Annotated in this window: 14 protein-coding genes and 1 other RNA gene; all 15 read left to right on the forward strand. The window is 60.3% G+C overall.

The genetic code is table 11. The annotated features are described in order from the left end of the window. Nucleotides 1-119: 119 nt before the first annotated feature. Entirely contained in the window at nt 120-644 is a 525-nt protein-coding gene (locus FAA97_RS01015) for a lytic transglycosylase domain-containing protein (protein WP_136596674.1), read from the forward strand. Nucleotides 645-724: 80 nt separating this feature from the next. Continuing rightward, nucleotides 725-1,915: an FAD-dependent oxidoreductase gene (locus tag FAA97_RS01020; protein WP_136597669.1), complete on the forward strand. Its 1,191-nt coding sequence runs from the start codon at nt 725-727 to the stop codon at nt 1,913-1,915. Nucleotides 1,916-1,984: 69 nt separating this feature from the next. Beyond that, nucleotides 1,985-2,383: RNase P RNA component class A (rnpB, locus tag FAA97_RS01025), an RNA gene on the forward strand. A 407-nt stretch (nt 2,384-2,790) separates the two neighbouring features. Continuing rightward, nucleotides 2,791-3,231: a division/cell wall cluster transcriptional repressor MraZ gene (mraZ, locus tag FAA97_RS01030; RefSeq protein ID WP_136596675.1), complete on the forward strand. Its 441-nt coding sequence runs from the start codon at nt 2,791-2,793 to the stop codon at nt 3,229-3,231. A gap of 17 nt (nt 3,232-3,248) precedes the next feature. After that, nucleotides 3,249-4,274 (forward strand): 16S rRNA (cytosine(1402)-N(4))-methyltransferase RsmH, encoded by a 1,026-nt coding sequence (rsmH, locus tag FAA97_RS01035; protein WP_136596676.1) that lies wholly within the window; start codon nt 3,249-3,251, stop codon nt 4,272-4,274. Nucleotide 4,275: 1 nt separating this feature from the next. Next, nucleotides 4,276-4,773, forward strand: a complete 498-nt coding sequence (gene ftsL / locus FAA97_RS21200) for a cell division protein FtsL (protein ID WP_246041308.1) — start codon at nt 4,276-4,278, stop codon at nt 4,771-4,773. Beyond that, nucleotides 4,773-6,518 carry a peptidoglycan D,D-transpeptidase FtsI family protein gene (locus FAA97_RS01045; protein ID WP_136596677.1) on the forward strand — a complete coding sequence of 582 codons (1,746 nt, stop codon included), beginning with the start codon at nt 4,773-4,775 and terminating at the stop codon, nt 6,516-6,518. The genes ftsL and FAA97_RS01045 overlap by 1 nt, the downstream gene beginning before the upstream one ends. A gap of 57 nt (nt 6,519-6,575) precedes the next feature. After that, a complete protein-coding gene (locus FAA97_RS01050) occupies nt 6,576-8,030 on the forward strand; it encodes a UDP-N-acetylmuramoyl-L-alanyl-D-glutamate--2,6-diaminopimelate ligase (protein ID WP_136596678.1) in 1,455 nt (484 codons plus the stop codon). Then, complete coding sequence (locus FAA97_RS01055) at nt 8,027-9,460, forward strand: UDP-N-acetylmuramoylalanyl-D-glutamyl-2,6-diaminopimelate--D-alanyl-D-alanine ligase (RefSeq protein WP_136596679.1); 1,434 nt, start codon at nt 8,027-8,029, stop codon at nt 9,458-9,460. The genes FAA97_RS01050 and FAA97_RS01055 overlap by 4 nt, the downstream gene beginning before the upstream one ends. 24 nt (nt 9,461-9,484) lie before the next feature. Then, a complete protein-coding gene (gene mraY, locus FAA97_RS01060; RefSeq protein ID WP_136596680.1) occupies nt 9,485-10,585 on the forward strand; it encodes a phospho-N-acetylmuramoyl-pentapeptide-transferase in 1,101 nt (366 codons plus the stop codon). Nucleotides 10,586-10,592: 7 nt separating this feature from the next. Next, the gene (gene murD, locus FAA97_RS01065) at nt 10,593-12,005 is read left to right on the forward strand and encodes a UDP-N-acetylmuramoyl-L-alanine--D-glutamate ligase (protein WP_136596681.1); all 1,413 of its coding nucleotides are present in this window, start codon (nt 10,593-10,595) and stop codon (nt 12,003-12,005) included. A 1-nt stretch (nt 12,006) separates the two neighbouring features. Continuing rightward, a complete protein-coding gene (gene ftsW / locus FAA97_RS01070; protein ID WP_136596682.1) occupies nt 12,007-13,161 on the forward strand; it encodes a putative lipid II flippase FtsW in 1,155 nt (384 codons plus the stop codon). A gap of 4 nt (nt 13,162-13,165) precedes the next feature. Next, nucleotides 13,166-14,287 (forward strand): undecaprenyldiphospho-muramoylpentapeptide beta-N-acetylglucosaminyltransferase, encoded by a 1,122-nt coding sequence (gene murG, locus FAA97_RS01075; protein ID WP_136596683.1) that lies wholly within the window; start codon nt 13,166-13,168, stop codon nt 14,285-14,287. Continuing rightward, a complete protein-coding gene (gene murC / locus FAA97_RS01080; RefSeq protein ID WP_136596684.1) occupies nt 14,284-15,696 on the forward strand; it encodes a UDP-N-acetylmuramate--L-alanine ligase in 1,413 nt (470 codons plus the stop codon). The genes murG and murC overlap by 4 nt, the downstream gene beginning before the upstream one ends. Beyond that, nucleotides 15,697-16,671, forward strand: coding sequence for a UDP-N-acetylmuramate dehydrogenase (gene murB, locus FAA97_RS01085; RefSeq protein ID WP_136596685.1), 975 nt, complete (start codon nt 15,697-15,699; stop codon nt 16,669-16,671). Nucleotides 16,672-16,798 lie beyond the last annotated feature (127 nt).

A 16,798-nucleotide genomic window follows, 5' to 3' on the forward strand; every position in this document is an offset into this window, starting at 1 on the left:
CCATGCGGGACTTAGCACAACTATCAACATAAAGATCTGAGCAGGCCGCTCTCAATGAGGAGAGCGTTGCGTATATCTGTTCCTGCCTGCTGATCTTTGTCTTGGAGAACAACCTTTACATGATGAAGCGAATTGTTGCTGCCGCGGCATGCACTGCATTTCTATTGTCGAGCGCGCCCCTTGCATTTGCGAACGGCGGAAAGACACTCTTCACGAAGCCTTTGAAGACCATCGAGCGTGATGCCGGTTTTTCGATGAAACCGTCTGTCGCTGCAAGGCCCTATTCGGCGATCATCTCGAAATATGCCAAGGCCTATGGCGTTCCGGTCGATCTTGCCCACGCAGTCGTTCGTGTCGAAAGCAACTTCAATCCGAAGGCGCGCGGCAGTGCCGGTGAGGTCGGTCTCATGCAGATCAAGCCTGCAACGGCGCGCTCCATGGGCTATCGTGGGAAGACGAAGGGTCTTTATGATCCGGAGACCAACATCAAATTCGGCATGAAGTATCTGTCGATGGCGCATGAGCTTGGCGGTGGCGAGACCTGCGGCACCATTCTGCGCTACAATGCGGGCCATGCTGCCAAGCGCATGAATCCGGTTTCCAAGCGCTATTGCGGCAAGGTCCTTGCCCTGATCGGCGGCTAAGCCGTCCAGGTTCTCCGGTTACGGGGTGGCTTGAAGGGCTGTCCGTGGTATCACCCCTCGCAAAACGCGAAGGGAAGATCATGGTCGAGCACTACAAAACCATCGTTGTCGGAGCCGGAATGATGGGGGCGGCTGCCGCACGCTATCTGGCGCTTTCGAGCGATGGCGTTGCGGTGATCGGTCCGGACGAGCCCGTTGATCCGGGCCAGCATCACGGCGTCTTTGCCAGCCACTACGATGAGGCGCGGATTACCAGAACGATCGATTCGGATCCGATCTGGGCGCGCCTGGCAAACCGGTCGATTGCCCGGTATCAGGCGATTGCCGACGAGAGCGGCATCGCCTTCTATCACGAGGCCGGATGCCTGATCGTTGGGCCAGAACGCGGCGGGGCCGATCCCTATGTCGCCAACGTCGTCGATGCGGCAAGCGCGCTCGCTGTCCCTGTCGAGGTCTGCGATTCGCGGCGTCTGTCGACGCGCTTTCCGTATTTCGAGTTCGGCACCGGCTGTGAAGGCATTCATGAAGCGAAGAATGCCGGATACATCAACCCGCGGCGGCTGGTGAAGGCTCAGGCGCTGCTCGCACAGCGGGCCGGGGCAACCATGATCCGCAAGACGGCCGTTTCAGTGCAGGAGGAGGGCAGCCTCGCCATGGTGACGACCGAGGATGGTCATGTCTTCACGGCGGAAAAGGTGCTCGTCGCTGCCGGCGGGTTCACGATTGCAGAACGTCTCTTGCCGCGCCCTCTGGACTTGAAGGTCTATGCTCGCACCGTCGCATTCTTCGAAGTCTCGGAAGAACAGCAGGAGGCGATGCGCGGGATGCCATCGCTCATTCACCAGCCCGACGATCCCACAAACCACATCTACCTGCTTCCCCCGGTGCTCTATCCGGACGGCAAGGCCTATCTGAAAATCGGCGGTGATCCGGATGATCTTTTGCTGGAGACGGAGCCTCAGATTCGCGCCTGGTTCCGCCGGGGCGGGCGTCTGACCACGCGTGAGCACTTGCAGCGAATCGCCTTGGCACTGGTGCCGTCGCTGGCCGATTCGCCGGTTTCCATGGGGGCATGCGTCACCTCGTTCACGCCTGGAAATTATCCGGCGATCGGCTATGCCAGCGATCGCATCGCCGTGCTTTCCGGTGGTTGTGGCGCGGCGGCCAAGAGCTCAGACGAAATTGGCCGGCTCGGGGCTGAACTGATTCTCCGCGGCCGGATCGAAGACGAATCGTATGGCCGCTGTTTCGAACCAGCTTTCAGGGACTGAGTCGGCTTTCGGCCCCTCGGGTGGCGATTTCGATGGCGTTTCCAAAAGGTGTCGGCTATGGACGCCGTGCCAGTCGGCCGGGCAGCCGCGCTTTACCAATGCCGAAAGGTGGTAGGGTGAGGAAAGTCCGGGCTCCACGGATACACGGTGCCGGATAACGTCCGGCGAGGGCGACCTCAGGGAAAGTGCCGCAGAAAGCAAACCGCCCCGCTTGCGGGGTAAGGGTGAAAGGGTGGGGTAAGAGCCCACCGCATCGCTGGTGACAGGGATGGCAAGGTAAACCCCACCGGGAGCAAGACCGAATAGGGATGACGTGGGCAGCGCTCCGGCGCGGCTACAGCCGGTTTCCGGGCCAGTCATCCGGGTGGGTTGCGAGAGGCAGCGCGCAAGCGCTGTCCCAGATGAATGGCTGCCACGTTCCGGGAAACCGGGGCCATACAGAACCCGGCTTACAGGCCGACTGGCGATTTTCCCCATCCATTGCCAGATCCTTTTCAAGGGTCTGCGCAAATTTTTCCAAACCATTGAGAAGATTGAGCTGGCGGTTGGTCTCACGTTGCGGCGGAGGCGTGTGACCGAGCGTCGTTTTGTGCGCAAAAACAGCCGTTTCTAACGATTCGTTAAGCTTAATCCATTATTCATATCCAACCTCCTCAGGGGAGGGTCCAGAAGCCAATCCCATTGACGCCCATAGTGTCCCATGGTATCCCATTTTCATGCCGTAGCGGAGATTTCCAAGGTCTCTGCGCATCGCAAGACGAAGCAGAATGCCCCGGCGGTTGGGGGCTGTTTTCTGATTGCGCTGCCGGTTGGTGTGGTGGTGCGTAGCAGGGGGCCGATCTCGTGGCCTTCGTCCAAGAGGGGGTCGGATTCCAGTGGCGGGCCGCTTCCTGTCCAATGCGACAAACAGGATCGATGCGAAGGGGCGGGTTTCCGTCCCGGCGGTGTTTCGCTCTGTGCTTTCGCAGCAGGGAATTCAGGAGCTTTATTGTCTCCAGGATTTCATCTATCCGGCGATCAATATCGGCGGGCCGGATCTGCTGGATCGTTTCGAGCGAAGGATGGCTGCAGAAGATCCATTCGCGTTGGAAGCAAACGAGATGTCGCTGCTCTTGCATGGCGGCGGCGTCTATATGCGTCTCGATGCAGAGGGGCGACTGCCGGTTACGGAGTTCATCCGGGATTTCACGGGGATATCCTCGGAGGTCTGCTTCGTTGGCCGGTCGGATCATTTTCAATTGTGGCAGCCGCAGGCGTTTCACGAGGCGCAGGCGAAAGCCCGGGAAATGGTCAGGATGCGAGGTGTAAGGCAGTAAACAGGCGGGGAAACGGAATGGCGGCGAATCTTGGCGAAGGTGATACCGATGCCAATGGCGGATCGGTTCGCCACATTCCGGTTCTTCTCGCGGAGGTTCTTGCAGCGCTCGAGCCGAGCGATGGCAAGCTGATCCTGGATGGGACCTTCGGTGCTGGCGGCTATACGGCGGCCATTCTCGACAAGGGCGCCCGTGTTGTGGCGCTCGATCGTGACCCGACAGCAATTGCTGCCGGCCAGGACATGGTCAAGGCCCGAAACGGTGCGCTCGACCTGCGTCACTCCCAGTTTTCACAATTGGCCGATCACGCACCCGAGGGCGGTTTTGACGGCATCGTTCTCGACATCGGGGTTTCCTCGATGCAGATCGATGAGGCGGATCGCGGCTTCTCCTTTCAGAGAAACGGGCCGCTCGATATGCGTATGTCCGCAGCCGGTGTGTCTGCCGCTGATGTCGTCAACCGCGCCAAGGTTTCCGATCTCATCCGCATCTTCGGCTTTCTGGGCGAGGAAAAGCATGCTGGGCGCATTGCGCGTGCCATTGAAAAGCGCCGCCTCACTGAGCCCTTTCAGACAACGCGCGACCTCGCCAATCTGATCGAAACGGTCAATCCCCGCAAGGCAAAGGACAAGATTCATCCGGCAACGCGGGTGTTTCAGGCGCTCCGCATCTTCGTCAACAATGAGCTTGGCGAACTTGCTGAGGCGCTGTTTGCAGCCGAGCGTGCGCTGAAGCCTGGTGGTCGCCTGGTGGTCGTGACCTTCCATTCGCTGGAAGACCGGATCGTCAAGAAGTTTTTCTCGGAGCGGTCGGGCAAGGCATCAGGTTCGCGCCATCTTCCGATGGTCCAAGCGCGGCCGGCAACGTTCGACCCTCTCGGCAAGGGAATGCTGTCTGCATCGGAGGCAGAGGCAGAAACCAATCCGCGTGCCCGTTCCGCCAAACTGCGGGCTGGGGTGAGAACGGACGCGCCCGCCGAAGTCGCGGATATGTCGATTTTCGATCTTCCCGATCTTGCAACACTCGAAAAGCTCGGAGGCTGACATGTTGAAGACCTTCGACCTTATTCTTGTCGGCGCGATGCTGACGGCGGCGACCGTTACCTACAAGATCAAGCATGACACCGATAACAAGGCGGAAGAGGTGCGTCGCCTGGAAGCGGAGATCAAGCTGGAGCGGGATACGATCGATCTGCTCAAGGCGGACCGCGCCCTGCTGACCCAGCCAAACCGGCTCGAGCGCCTCGTGCAGGCCTATCATGAGGAGTTGAAGCTGGAGCCTACGGCCCCCACGCAACTGGCGCGCCCGGTTGAACTCCCGATGCCGAAGGCGGAAACGCCCGAGGCCATCCTCGCGGCGGAAAAGGCGCAGGCGGAGCGCGAGGCGCAACTGGCCCTGGCTGCCGAAGCGGAGGCCAAGGCTCAGGCTGAGGCTGCCTTGCAGGCGGAGCTGGCGGCTGAGGCCGAGGCTGCCATTCTTGCAGATGGCAATGCCGCAGATCCCATCAGGGACATCATCACGACAGGATCGGTGGAACGCTGATGACATTTCTTTCCCGCATCATGCTCCTGAAAAGCCGGGCCCATTTTTCCACCGATGGGCAGCGCGGCGGCGTGACCGCCAACAATCTGACTATCAAGGGCGCCGGTAAGCGCAAGTCGCAGATGGCGAAGAATCGCGTCGGTGTTGTCATCGCCGGCTTCTGCCTCGTCTATGCCGTGATCGGCGGCCGATTGGTGCAGTATGGCTATGCGCAGCCCGAAACCGTCTCCAGCATTCTGCCTGCCGACCGGCTGATGGCTTCCCGGCCCGATATCCTCGATCGCAATGGGGAGGTGCTGGCGACCGATATTCGCACGGTCTCGCTGTTTGCAGAGCCGCACAAGATTGTCGATGCCGACGAAGCCGTTGAACGGTTGCAGACGGTGCTCACCGATCTCGACGTTCGCGACACCTACCGCAAGCTCTCCTCGGATTCCCGTTTCCAATGGCTGCGGCGTCAGTTGACGCCCAAGCAGCAGAGCCAGATTCTGGCGCTTGGCATTCCCGGAATTGGCTTCCGCCCCGAAAAGCGCCGTTTCTATCCAGGCGGCCCCACGGCCTCGCATGTTGTTGGTTACGTCAATATCGACAACCGCGGCATGACGGGCATGGAGAAATATATCGACAACCAGGGCATGGCAGACCTGCGCGCACTCGGCATGACGACCGATGCGCCGCTGGAGCCGGTCAAGCTCTCGATCGATCTGCGCGTCCAGAACATCGTGCGCGACGTTCTGGTCAAGGCGATGGACAAGTTCAAGGCAATCGGTGCCGGCGGCGTCGTGATCGACGCGCATACGGGTGAAATCCTCGCAATGGCGTCTCTGCCCGACTATGATCCGAACAACCCTGTCGGGTCGGAGGAGGGGTGGCTTTCCCGTATGGCCAACGCGACCTTTGAAATGGGCTCGACATTCAAGTCGTTCACGGTCGCGATGGGCTTGGATCACAAGAAGATCAACATGAATTCGACGCTTGATGCGCGGTATCCCATCAGGCTCGGCGGCTTCACCATCAAGGATTTCCACGGGAAGAACCGCATTCTGACCGTGCCTGAGGTGTTCCAGTATTCATCGAACATCGGCACGGCGAAGATCGCCGATCTGGTCGGAACGGACGCCCACAAGGAATTCCTGACCCGTATCGGACTGCTGACGCGCATGCAGACGGAATTGCCGGAAGTGGCGATGCCGTCCCAGCCGCGCGTGTGGAAGAAGATCAATTCCGTCACCATTTCCTTCGGTCACGGTGTCTCGACGACCCCCCTGCAAACGGCGGTGGCTGGCGTTGCGCTCGTCAATGGTGGAAAGTTGCTCAACCCGACCTTCCTGCCGCGCACGCGCGAACAGGCGGACCAGATCGCCCAGCAGGTCCTGGATCCGGCGACCAGCACAGACATGCGGTTTCTGTTCCGCTGGAACGGTATCAAGGGGTCGGGCAAGAATGCCCGGGTCGAGGGCTTCGATGTCGGTGGCAAGACCGGTACCGCCGACAAGGTCGTCAATGGCCGTTATGTCAACGACAAGAATTTCAATGCCTTTCTTGCAGCCTTTCCGATCGACAATCCGCGTTATGTCGTTTTGAGCTTTATTGATGAGCCCAAAACTGACAAGGGCAATGGTGCAGCGCTCGCCGGCAATAGTGCGGCACCGATGGTGGGTGACATCATCCGCAGAAGCGCCGCAATTCTCGGTGTAGAACCGAAATTCGGGGAAGACGGGTCAGCATTGCTCGTCTCTTATTGATCAGATTTTCGGATAACGGGGCGATTCGCCCCGTTTCCCATGAGGATGGACTGCAACATGTTACTGAGCGCGCTCGCGGGTGAGGATTTCAAGGATGAGGTCGCGCAGAGCGGCTGCGGCCAGGTCGAGATCCTGGCTTTGTCGTCTGACAGTCGCAAGGTTGTGCCCGGCACCTTGTTTTTCGCATTGACCGGCGTGAAGGCCGATGGCGCGAGTTACGCGCGACAGGCCGTTGAAAATGGTGCGGTTGCAATCGTTGCCAGCCATGCGCTCGACGTCAGCGTGCCGGTGGTAATCGTCAAGGATCCGCGGCACTTCCTCGCACTTGCCGCTGCTCGTCACGGTGGACGGCAGCCGGAGACCATGGTCGCCGTTACGGGAACCGCCGGCAAAACGTCCGTTGCTTCCTTTACGCGGCAGATATGGGCCAGGGCCGGGCATCCGGCAGCACAGATCGGCACGACCGGCGTCATTTCGCCAAGCCGGAACGACTACGGCTCGCTGACCACGCCGGACCCGATCTCTCTGCATGAACTCCTCGGCGCGCTTGCCGATGAGGGTGTCACCCATGCCGCTATGGAGGCTTCAAGCCACGGGCTTGATCAGCACCGTCTCGATGGTGTGAGGCTGGCTGCAGCCGGCTTTACCAATCTCGGTCGCGATCACATGGATTACCATCCGACCGTCGAGGACTATATGGCCGCGAAAATGCGGCTCTTCCGCGAACTTTTGCCGAAGGGCGCGCCAGCGGTGATTTATGCTGACGACGTCTGGTCGGATGAAGCCATTCGCGTGGCGCGTGAGGCGGGACATCAGATCCTGACCGTTGGCCGCAAGGGAACGTTTCTAACACTGAAGCGTGTCGAGCATTCTCGGCACAAGCAGGTGGCCGAGATCCACCATGGCGACGACATCTACGAAGTTCATATCCCACTGGCGGGGGATTTCCAGATTGCCAATGCGGTGGTGGCGGCAGGTCTTGCGATCTCGACCGGTGTTTCCGTTCCTGTGGCGCTCAAGGCGCTCGAGCAGCTTCAGGGAGCTTCCGGGCGGCTGGAGCTGGTGGGGCAGACCAAGGCTGGCGCGCTTGCCTATGTCGACTATGCCCACAAGCCGGACGCGCTTGAGAATGTTCTGCAATCCGTACGACCCTTTACCACGGGCCGCGTTGTCGTCGTCTTTGGTTGCGGCGGGGACCGTGACAAGGGCAAGCGACCGATCATGGGCGAAATCGCGACGCGGCTCGCCGACATCGTGATCGTCACCGATGACAATCCTCGTTCGGAGGTGCCCGAAACCATTCGCGCCGAAATCATGGCCGCGACACCCAAGGGGATCGAGATCGGAGATCGCGCAAAAGCAATCCGCGAGGCCGTTGGTATGCTGGGACCTGGCGATACGCTGATCGTTGCCGGCAAGGGCCACGAAGAAGGTCAGACCATCGGGACTGAGACGCATCCGTTCTCCGACCATGTGGAAGTTCGCAAGGCGCTTGAGGAGATGGGCCGGTGAGCATGCTGTGGACCTCAAGCGACATGGTTGCGGCGATGGGGGGGCGGCCGATTGGCATCATGCCGGCCGGCATCACCGGAATTTCCATCGACACGCGGACGATCGGTCCGGGCGACGCCTTCTTTGCCATCAAGGGCGACAAGACCGACGGCCATGATTACGCAAGCTACGCCATTGCCAATGGCGCCGCCTTGCTGGTTGTGGCCGAATCCAAACTGCCGGCGCTTGGACGTTTGTCCGCGCCTATGATTGTCGTCGAGGACGTGTTCGTCGCACTGCAGAAGCTTGGAATTGCGGCTCGCGATCGTAGCGCGGCCACCGTCATCGCTGTCACCGGTTCGGTCGGCAAGACGACGACGAAGGAAATGCTGCGCCGAACGCTTGAGCCCTCCGGCAAGGTTCATGCCGCGGTCGCCTCGCTCAACAATCACTGGGGCGTTCCGTTGACGCTTGCGCGTATGCCCGCCGATGCCCGTTTTGGTGTGTTCGAGATCGGTATGAACCATCCTGGTGAAATTGGCCCGCTGTCGCGCATGGTCCGCCCGGATGTTGCGATCATAACGACGATCGCGCCGGCGCATCTCGGCAATTTTGCAAATGTCGAGGAAATCGCTGACGCCAAGGCCGAGATTTTCGAGGGCGTTGTTGCTGGCGGAGACGTCATCCTCAACCGCGACAATGCGCAGTTCGACCAGCTCGAACTGGCGGCGCGCAAAGCCGGCATAGAGCATGTTCACAGTTTCGGGCAGCATGCCAAGGCCGACTTCCGCTTGGCCGAATTTGACGGCGCCGCCGAACAGTCGACACTCTGGGCCGTCTTCGGCTCGGAAACCCATGAGGTGACGATTGGGGCGCCGGGGCGTCATCTGGCCGAAAATGCGATGGCGGTTTTGGCGACGGTGGCCCTTGTCGGTGCCGATGTGCCCGCGGCTGTCGCTGCCTTTTCCGGCATTGGTGCCGTAAAAGGCCGGGGTGAGAGGCACAGGCTTCGAATCCCTGGCGGCATGCTGACCGTGATCGACGAAAGCTACAATGCGAACCCGGCGTCGATGCGCGCTGCCATCGCCGTCCTTGCCGGGGCGAAACCGCAAGGGGACGGGCGGCGGATCGCGGTCCTCGGCGACATGCTGGAAATGGGCGAGTTTTCGCCATCGGTTCATGCGGACCTGGCCGCGCCGCTGCTGGCAGCGGGCATTGAGGATGTCTGGCTCGGCGGGCCGGAAATGACGGCTTTGCGCGATGCCTTGCCCGAAACCGTCTCTGTCGCGCATTTCGATGAGACGCAGGATCTCGTTCCCTATGTTCTGGAGCACGTGCGCGCGGGCGACGTGGTGATGGTCAAGTCTTCGTTTGGTCTCGGTTTCGGCAAGATCATTCAGGGTTTGCTTGACAAGTATCCATCGTTCCCCGACACGGAGCGCCAGTTTTAATCCGGGCTTTTCGAAAGGGCTCCAATGCTGATTTGGCTTGTCGAACTGGCCGACCACTTCCAGTTTTTCAATTTGTTCCGTTACATCACCTTCAGAACCGGGGCGGCTTTGTTCACCTCGGCTCTGGTGGTTTTCCTCTTCGGACCGGCGATGATCTCTTCGCTGCGGGTGCGTCAGGGCAAAGGCCAGCCGATCCGGGCTGACGGGCCGCAGACGCATTTCAAGAAGGCCGGTACGCCAACGATGGGCGGGTTGATGATCCTGACCGGTATCGTTGTGTCATCGCTGCTCTGGGCGGATCTGTCGAACCTCTATGTCGTGGCGACGCTGCTCGTGACGCTTGGCTTTGGCGCAATCGGCTTTTACGACGATTACCTCAAGGTGACGAAGCAGACCGACAAGGGCTTTTCCAGCAAGGCTCGGCTCGGCATCGAGTTCGTGATTGCCGGTATTGCGGTCTACTTCATGATGGCAACAGCGCTTGCCTCCGCGCCGCAGGCCTCTACCTTCGGCTCTTCGGTGGCCTTTCCTTTCGTCAAGGACTACGTGCTCGACCTTGGGATCTTCTTCGTCGTCTTCGGTGGTTTCGTCGTCGTCGGTGCCGGCAATGCCGTCAATCTGACCGATGGCCTCGACGGCCTGGCCATCGTGCCGGTGATGATTGCCGCCGCCTCCTTCGGCGTGATTGCCTATCTCGCGGGCAATGCGGTGTTTGCCAACTACCTGCAGATCCATTTTGTTCCAGGGACGGGTGAGCTCGCGGTGCTGCTCGGCGCCGTCATCGGTGCCGGTCTCGGGTTTCTCTGGTTCAATGCGCCGCCGGCCGCCATCTTCATGGGCGACACGGGGTCGCTTGCGCTTGGAGGTCTCATCGGTTCGGTCGCGGTCGCGACGAAGCATGAAATCGTCATGGCAATCATTGGCGGCTTGTTCGTGATGGAGACCCTGTCGGTGATTATCCAGGTCGGATATTTCAAGCTGACCGGCAAGCGCGTCTTCCTCATGGCCCCCATCCATCACCATTTCGAAAAGCTTGGCTGGACGGAAAGCCAGGTCGTGATCCGGTTCTGGATCATCGCCGTTGGCCTTGCGATGCTGGGTCTCTCCACCCTGAAACTGCGGTGAGCACCAGATGATTGCGGCAACGACATTCAAGGGAAAAAAGGTCGCGCTGTTCGGGCTTGGCGGGTCCGGACTTGCGACTGCCCAGGCATTGATTGCCGGCGGCGCCGACGTCCTTGCTTGGGATGACAATCCCGACAGCGTTTCGCGCGCCGCATCCGTCGGGATCACGACGTCCGATCTGCGCACGATAGACTGGGCCAGGATCTCGTCCTTCGTTTTGTCTCCCGGTGTGCCGCTGACCCATCCCAAGCCGCATTGGACGGTGGCCTATGCAAAGGCAGCGGGCGTCGAGATCATCGGCGATATCGAGATCTTCGTGCGCGAACGGCGCGCCCGCGCGCCAGACAGTCCGTTCATCGCGATTACCGGCACAAACGGCAAATCGACGACCACCGCGCTGATTGCCCATATTCTCTCCGCTTCCGGACGCGACACGCAATTGGGTGGAAATATCGGACGCGCAGTGCTCACACTCGATGAGCCGCAGCCCGGACGGTATTTCGTCGTGGAGTGCTCGTCCTACCAGATCGACCTTGCGCCGACACTCAATCCGACAGCGGGAATCCTTCTCAATCTCACGCCCGATCATCTCGATCGTCATGGCACGATGCAGCACTATGCGGATGTGAAGGAACGGCTGGTTGCCGGGGCGCAAACTGCCATTATCGGTGTCGACGACAGCTATTGTGCGCTGATCGCTGACCGTGTCGATCGTGCCGGTACCAAGGTGATCCGCATTTCCAAGCGTCAGCCGCTGGCAGACGGGCTGTATGCGGAAGGCAGCGCAATCCACCTGGCCGAGCAGGGCAAAAATAGCTTGATTGCCGAGCTTGTTGAGATCCAAACGCTGCGTGGCAGCCACAATGCGCAGAACGCGGCCGCCGCGATTGCGGCTTGTCTGGTGGTCGGTGTTTCGGCTGAGGAGATCCGCGTTGGCCTTAAAAGCTTTCCGGGCCTCAAACACCGCATGCAGCCGGTCGCACGGCGCCGGCAGGTGCTGTTCGTGAACGATAGCAAGGCGACCAATGCGGAGGCGGCGGCGCCAGCCCTTTCCAGCTATGACCGGATCTACTGGATTGCCGGCGGATTGCCGAAAGAAGGTGGTATCGCAAGCCTCGCACCACTTTTCCCGCGCATAGTGAAGGCGTACCTCATTGGTGAGGCGGCCTCTTCCTTTGCAGCGCAGTTGGGGGATCGCGTGCCCTTCGAGATATCCGATCGTCTTGATCGTGCGCTGGCCCATGCCGCCAAGGATGCAGACGCGGATACCGAAGGTTCGGTCGTGATGCTCTCTCCCGCTTGCGCAAGCTTCGATCAGTACAAGAATTTCGAAGTCCGCGGCGAGGCATTTGTCGGACATGTCGCCGAGCTAGCGGAGGTTTCCATGCTGGTCGAAACGTCCTCCACAGGAGTGAAATGACATGGTGAGCCGCGTAGAGCGAGGACCGGTTGCAGATTGGTTCTGGACGATTGATCGCCTTTTCCTCGGGATTTTCATCCTGCTGATGGGGATCGGTCTGATGCTCTCGTTTGCCGCTTCCCCCGCGGTTGCCGAAAGGTTGGGGCTTGAGAGCTTCCACTTCGTCAAGCGTCACGGCGTCTTCATGTTGCCAGCGCTGTCGGTCATGGTGGGGCTGTCTTTCCTGTCGCCCCGCCAGGTGCGCCGCACGGCCATGGTTCTGCTTGCTGTCTCCCTGATCATGATGGTGCTGGTGCTTTTCATCGGGGTTGAGGTGAAGGGCGGTCGGCGCTGGCTTTCGCTGGCAGGGCTTACCATTCAGCCTTCAGAATTCATGAAACCGGCTTTTGTCGTTATCTGTGCCTGGCTGTTTGCCGAACACGCGCGCCAGCCGGAAATTCCCGGCAATCTCTTTTCCGTTCTCTTGCTTGGCATTGCGGTCGCCCTGTTGATTGCCCAGCCGGACCTTGGGCAGACCATTCTGATCAGCACTGTGTGGGGCGCCATGTTCTTCATGGCTGGCATGCCCTGGCTCCTGATCGTGGTCCTGGGCGGGGTGGGCGTCCTTGGTGTCTTCGGCGCCTATTATACTTTGCCGCACGTGGCCGGCCGTATCGACCGCTTTCTGACAGGTGAGGGTGATACGTTCCAGGTGGATACTGCACGCGAGGCGATTATCCGCGGTGACTGGTTCGGGCAGGGGCCGGGTGAGGGCATCGTGAAACGGATTATTCCCGACAGCCATACCGATTTCATCTTTTCGGTGGCGGCAGAGGAATTCGGCATAGTCTTTTGCATGGCGCTCGTCGCGATATTTGCGTTCCTCGTTCTGCGTGGCCTCAGCCACGCGTTTGGCGAGCGCAATGATTTCAACCGATTGGCCGTTTCGGGACTGGTCCTTCTTCTGGGCGTTCAGTCGCTCATCAACATTGGCGTCAATCTGGAGCTTCTGCCTGCGAAGGGCATGACGCTGCCTCTCATTTCCTACGGTGGGTCATCAATGACCGCCATCTGCGTCACGGCGGGTTTCATCCTCGCGCTGACGCGACGTCGGCCAGAGAAACGCGCCCAGGAACGCGGTCTCTTCCGTTCCGTATCCGGCGTTCCTGCGGAGTAGACCTATGTCCAAAGGCAATATTCTTCTTGCCGCCGGTGGTACCGGCGGCCATCTCTTTCCGGCTGAAGCCCTGGCGCATGAGTTGAAGCGCCGGGGATGGGCTGTTCATCTTGTAACGGACAAGCGCGCCGAACGGTTTGCCGGCCAGTTTCCTGCAGACGAAATCCATACCGTTCGCTCGGCGACGATCGGTTCAAAGAACCCTCTGTCGATTGCCAGGGCCTTGTGGACCCTGTGGCAAGGCTATCGCGAAGCGCGCCGTCTTGTGGCGCGGTTTCAGCCGAAGGCAGCCATCGGCTTCGGTGGTTACCCGACGGTGCCGCCGATCTTTGCGGCTGCATCTCTTGGCGTGGCGACGGCGGTTCATGAGCAGAACGCCGTGATGGGGCGTGGCAACCGGCTGCTGGCCGGGCGTGTGCGGGCGATTGCCGGTGGTTTTCTCGCGCCGTCAGGGCCGTATGCCGCAAAGATGGTTCTGACCGGAAATCCCGTTCGGCCCGCCGTGATCGAGAGTGCTGCGGTCGCTTACCGCGCCTCGGCTCCGGGCGAACCTTTCCATCTCGTCGTCTTCGGTGGGAGCCAGGGCGCGCAATTCTTCTCGCAAGCCTTGCCGGCTGCGATCAAGCTTCTGTCCGAGGCATCGCGGCAAAGGATCGTCCTCACGCAGCAGGCCCGTCCTGATGATGCGGACCTCGTGCGCGCAAACTATGCCGCCCTCGGTGTGACGGCCGACATTGCGCCCTTCTTCGGCGACATGGCAAGTCGCCTTGCTGCTGCCCAGCTGGTGATCTGCCGGTCTGGCGCATCAACCGTGTCGGAACTTGCCGTCATCGGGCGACCGAGCATTCTCGTGCCTTATCCGCACGCGCTTGACCACGATCAGGCGGCGAATGCTGCGGCGCTGGCGGCGCAAGGGGGAGCCTTGGTGATCCCGCAGGCGGAGCTTTCCGCGGAGCGGATAGCAAAGCTCATCGAAGATGCGATGTCGGAGCCAAGCCGTCTGTCGGAGATGGCGGCGGCAGCGAAGAGGACCGGCAAGCCTGACGCCTCTGTCTTGCTCGCCGACCTGGTTGAGGCTATTGCGACCGGCAAGGCCACTGGCCATGCAAAGGAAACACAACAATGAAAATGCCGAAGACAATCGGATTGGTCCATTTCATCGGGATCGGTGGGATCGGAATGAGCGGCATCGCGGAGGTGTTGCACAATCTCGGGCACAAAGTGCAGGGATCCGATCAGTCAGAGAGCGCCAATGTCCAGCGGTTGCGCGCCAAGGGCATCAAGGTTTTTGTCGGTCACGCCGCTGAAAACCTGGGCGAGGCGGAGGTCGTTGTTGTCTCGACGGCAATCAAGAAGAGCAATCCGGAGCTGATTGCGGCGCGGGAGAAGTCGCTGCCCATCGTGCGTCGCGCGGAAATGCTGGCCGAATTGATGCGTTTCCGCAATGCGATTGCGATCGGGGGAACGCATGGCAAGACCACGACCACCTCGATGGTTGCGGCGCTGCTGGAAGCAGGAAACCTGGATCCGACTGTGATCAATGGCGGCATCATCAATGCCTATGGCACCAATGCCCGCATGGGTGAGGGTGAGTGGATGGTGGTGGAAGCCGACGAATCCGATGGCACTTTCCTGAAACTGCCAGCCGACGTCGCCGTCATCACCAATATCGATCCTGAGCATCTCGATCACTACGGCACCTTCGACAATGCCCGCGCTGCCTTCCGGCAGTTCGTTGAGAACGTGCCGTTCTACGGTTTCGGCGTTCTGTGCCTTGACCACCCGGAAGTGCAGGCGCTGGTCGGCAAGATCGAGGACCGCAAGGTCATCACCTATGGGGAAAATCCGCAGGCCGATGTCCGATTTTCCAATGTCCGTCTCGACGGCACGCGTTCGATCTTCGACGTGGAAATTCGCCGCCGTCGGACTGGACGGATTTTCAACTTAAAGGATCTCGTCCTGCCGATGCCGGGACGGCACAATATTTCCAACGCATGCGCTGCGATTGCGGTGGCCAATCGTCTCGGCATCTCCGAGGACGACATCCGCAAGGGATTGAGTGGCTTTGGCGGGGTCAAGCGTCGTTTCACGCTGACGGGCGTATCGAACGATGTTCAAGTTTTCGACGACTACGGACACCATCCCGTGGAAATCAAGGCGGTGCTGAGAGCTGCGCGCGAATCCTGCAAGGGCCGGATTATTGCCGTCCACCAGCCGCATCGCTATTCGCGCCTCGCGAGCCTGTTTGACGATTTCGCCAATTGCTTCAACGATGCCGACACGATTTTCCTGTCGCCGGTCTATGCTGCGGGCGAAGAGCCAATCGAAGGGTTTGATTCGGAAAGCCTCGTGTCGAGGATCAAATCTGGCGGTCACAGGGACGCGCGCTACCTTTCCGGGCCGGAAGAGCTTGCCTCGCTCGTTGCGGGCATTGCGCAGCCTGGTGATTTCGTGGTCCTCTTGGGCGCAGGTAATATTACACAATGGGCGGCCGCCTTGCCGGCCGAGCTGGATGCAATTGCGGGAAAGTCTTGAATGAAACAGGTGGATGGGGAAAAGCTGCTGGCCCGATTGGGCGCAGGGGTCGATGAGCTCAAGGGGCGTCTGACGCCGGATGCACCGATGGATCGCGTCACGTGGTTCCAGGCCGGTGGGCTTGCCGAACTGATGTTTCAGCCGCATGACCGCGATGATCTCATTGCCTTCCTGAAGCTCGTGCCTGAAGACGTGCCGATGACGGTGGTTGGTGTCGGATCGAACCTGCTCGTGCGCGATGGCGGCATTCCAGGTGTTGTCATTCGCTTGTCGGCCAAGGGCTTCGGCCAGGTTGAGCTGGCGGGCGAGAACCGCATTCGCGCCGGCGCCATCTGCCCGGACAAGCACATCGCCGCGATGGCCATGGACAACAATATCGGCGGCTTCCACTTCTATTACGGCATTCCCGGTTCCATCGGCGGTGCTGTCCGAATGAATGCGGGTGCCAATGGCGGCGATACTGCAGGCCGGCTGGTCGAGGTTGAGGCTGTCGACCGCCAGGGCAATGTGCATGTGCTGTCGAATGCCGATATGGGCTACAGCTACCGCCATTCCGCCGTGTCTTCCGACCTCATCTTCACGCATGCGCTGTTTGAAGGCTATCCGGAGGAGAAGGCCAAGATCCGGGCCGATATGGACGCGGTTCGCCACCACCGTGAGACCGTTCAGCCGGTCAAGGAAAAGACCGGTGGCTCGACATTCAAGAACCCGGAGGGCCACTCGGCCTGGGAGCTGATCGATGAGGCTGGCTGCCGCGGCCTGATGATTGGCGGCGCGCAGATGTCGTCGCTTCACTGCAACTTCATGATCAATGTCGGCCATGCGACCGGCTACGACCTGGAATATCTGGGCGAGACCGTGCGCCAGCGTGTGTTTGAAACCTCGGGCGTCAAGCTTGAATGGGAAATCAAGCGGCTTGGTATCTTCATGCCGGGACGCGAAGTTTCGCCCTTCATGGGGGCTGTGCCGGTATAACCTCGAGGGATCGCTCGAACCATCGTTCATCAAGGCCTTGCTCCTGCATAAAGGGGCGAGGCCTTTTTTGTTTCTGCGCTCTGAGCCGTTGCGGATGGCGCTGCCGGACGCGGGCGAGATTGGCAAG

The organism is Peteryoungia ipomoeae (assembly GCF_004912165.1).
GTDB lineage: Bacteria > Pseudomonadota > Alphaproteobacteria > Rhizobiales > Rhizobiaceae > Allorhizobium > Allorhizobium ipomoeae.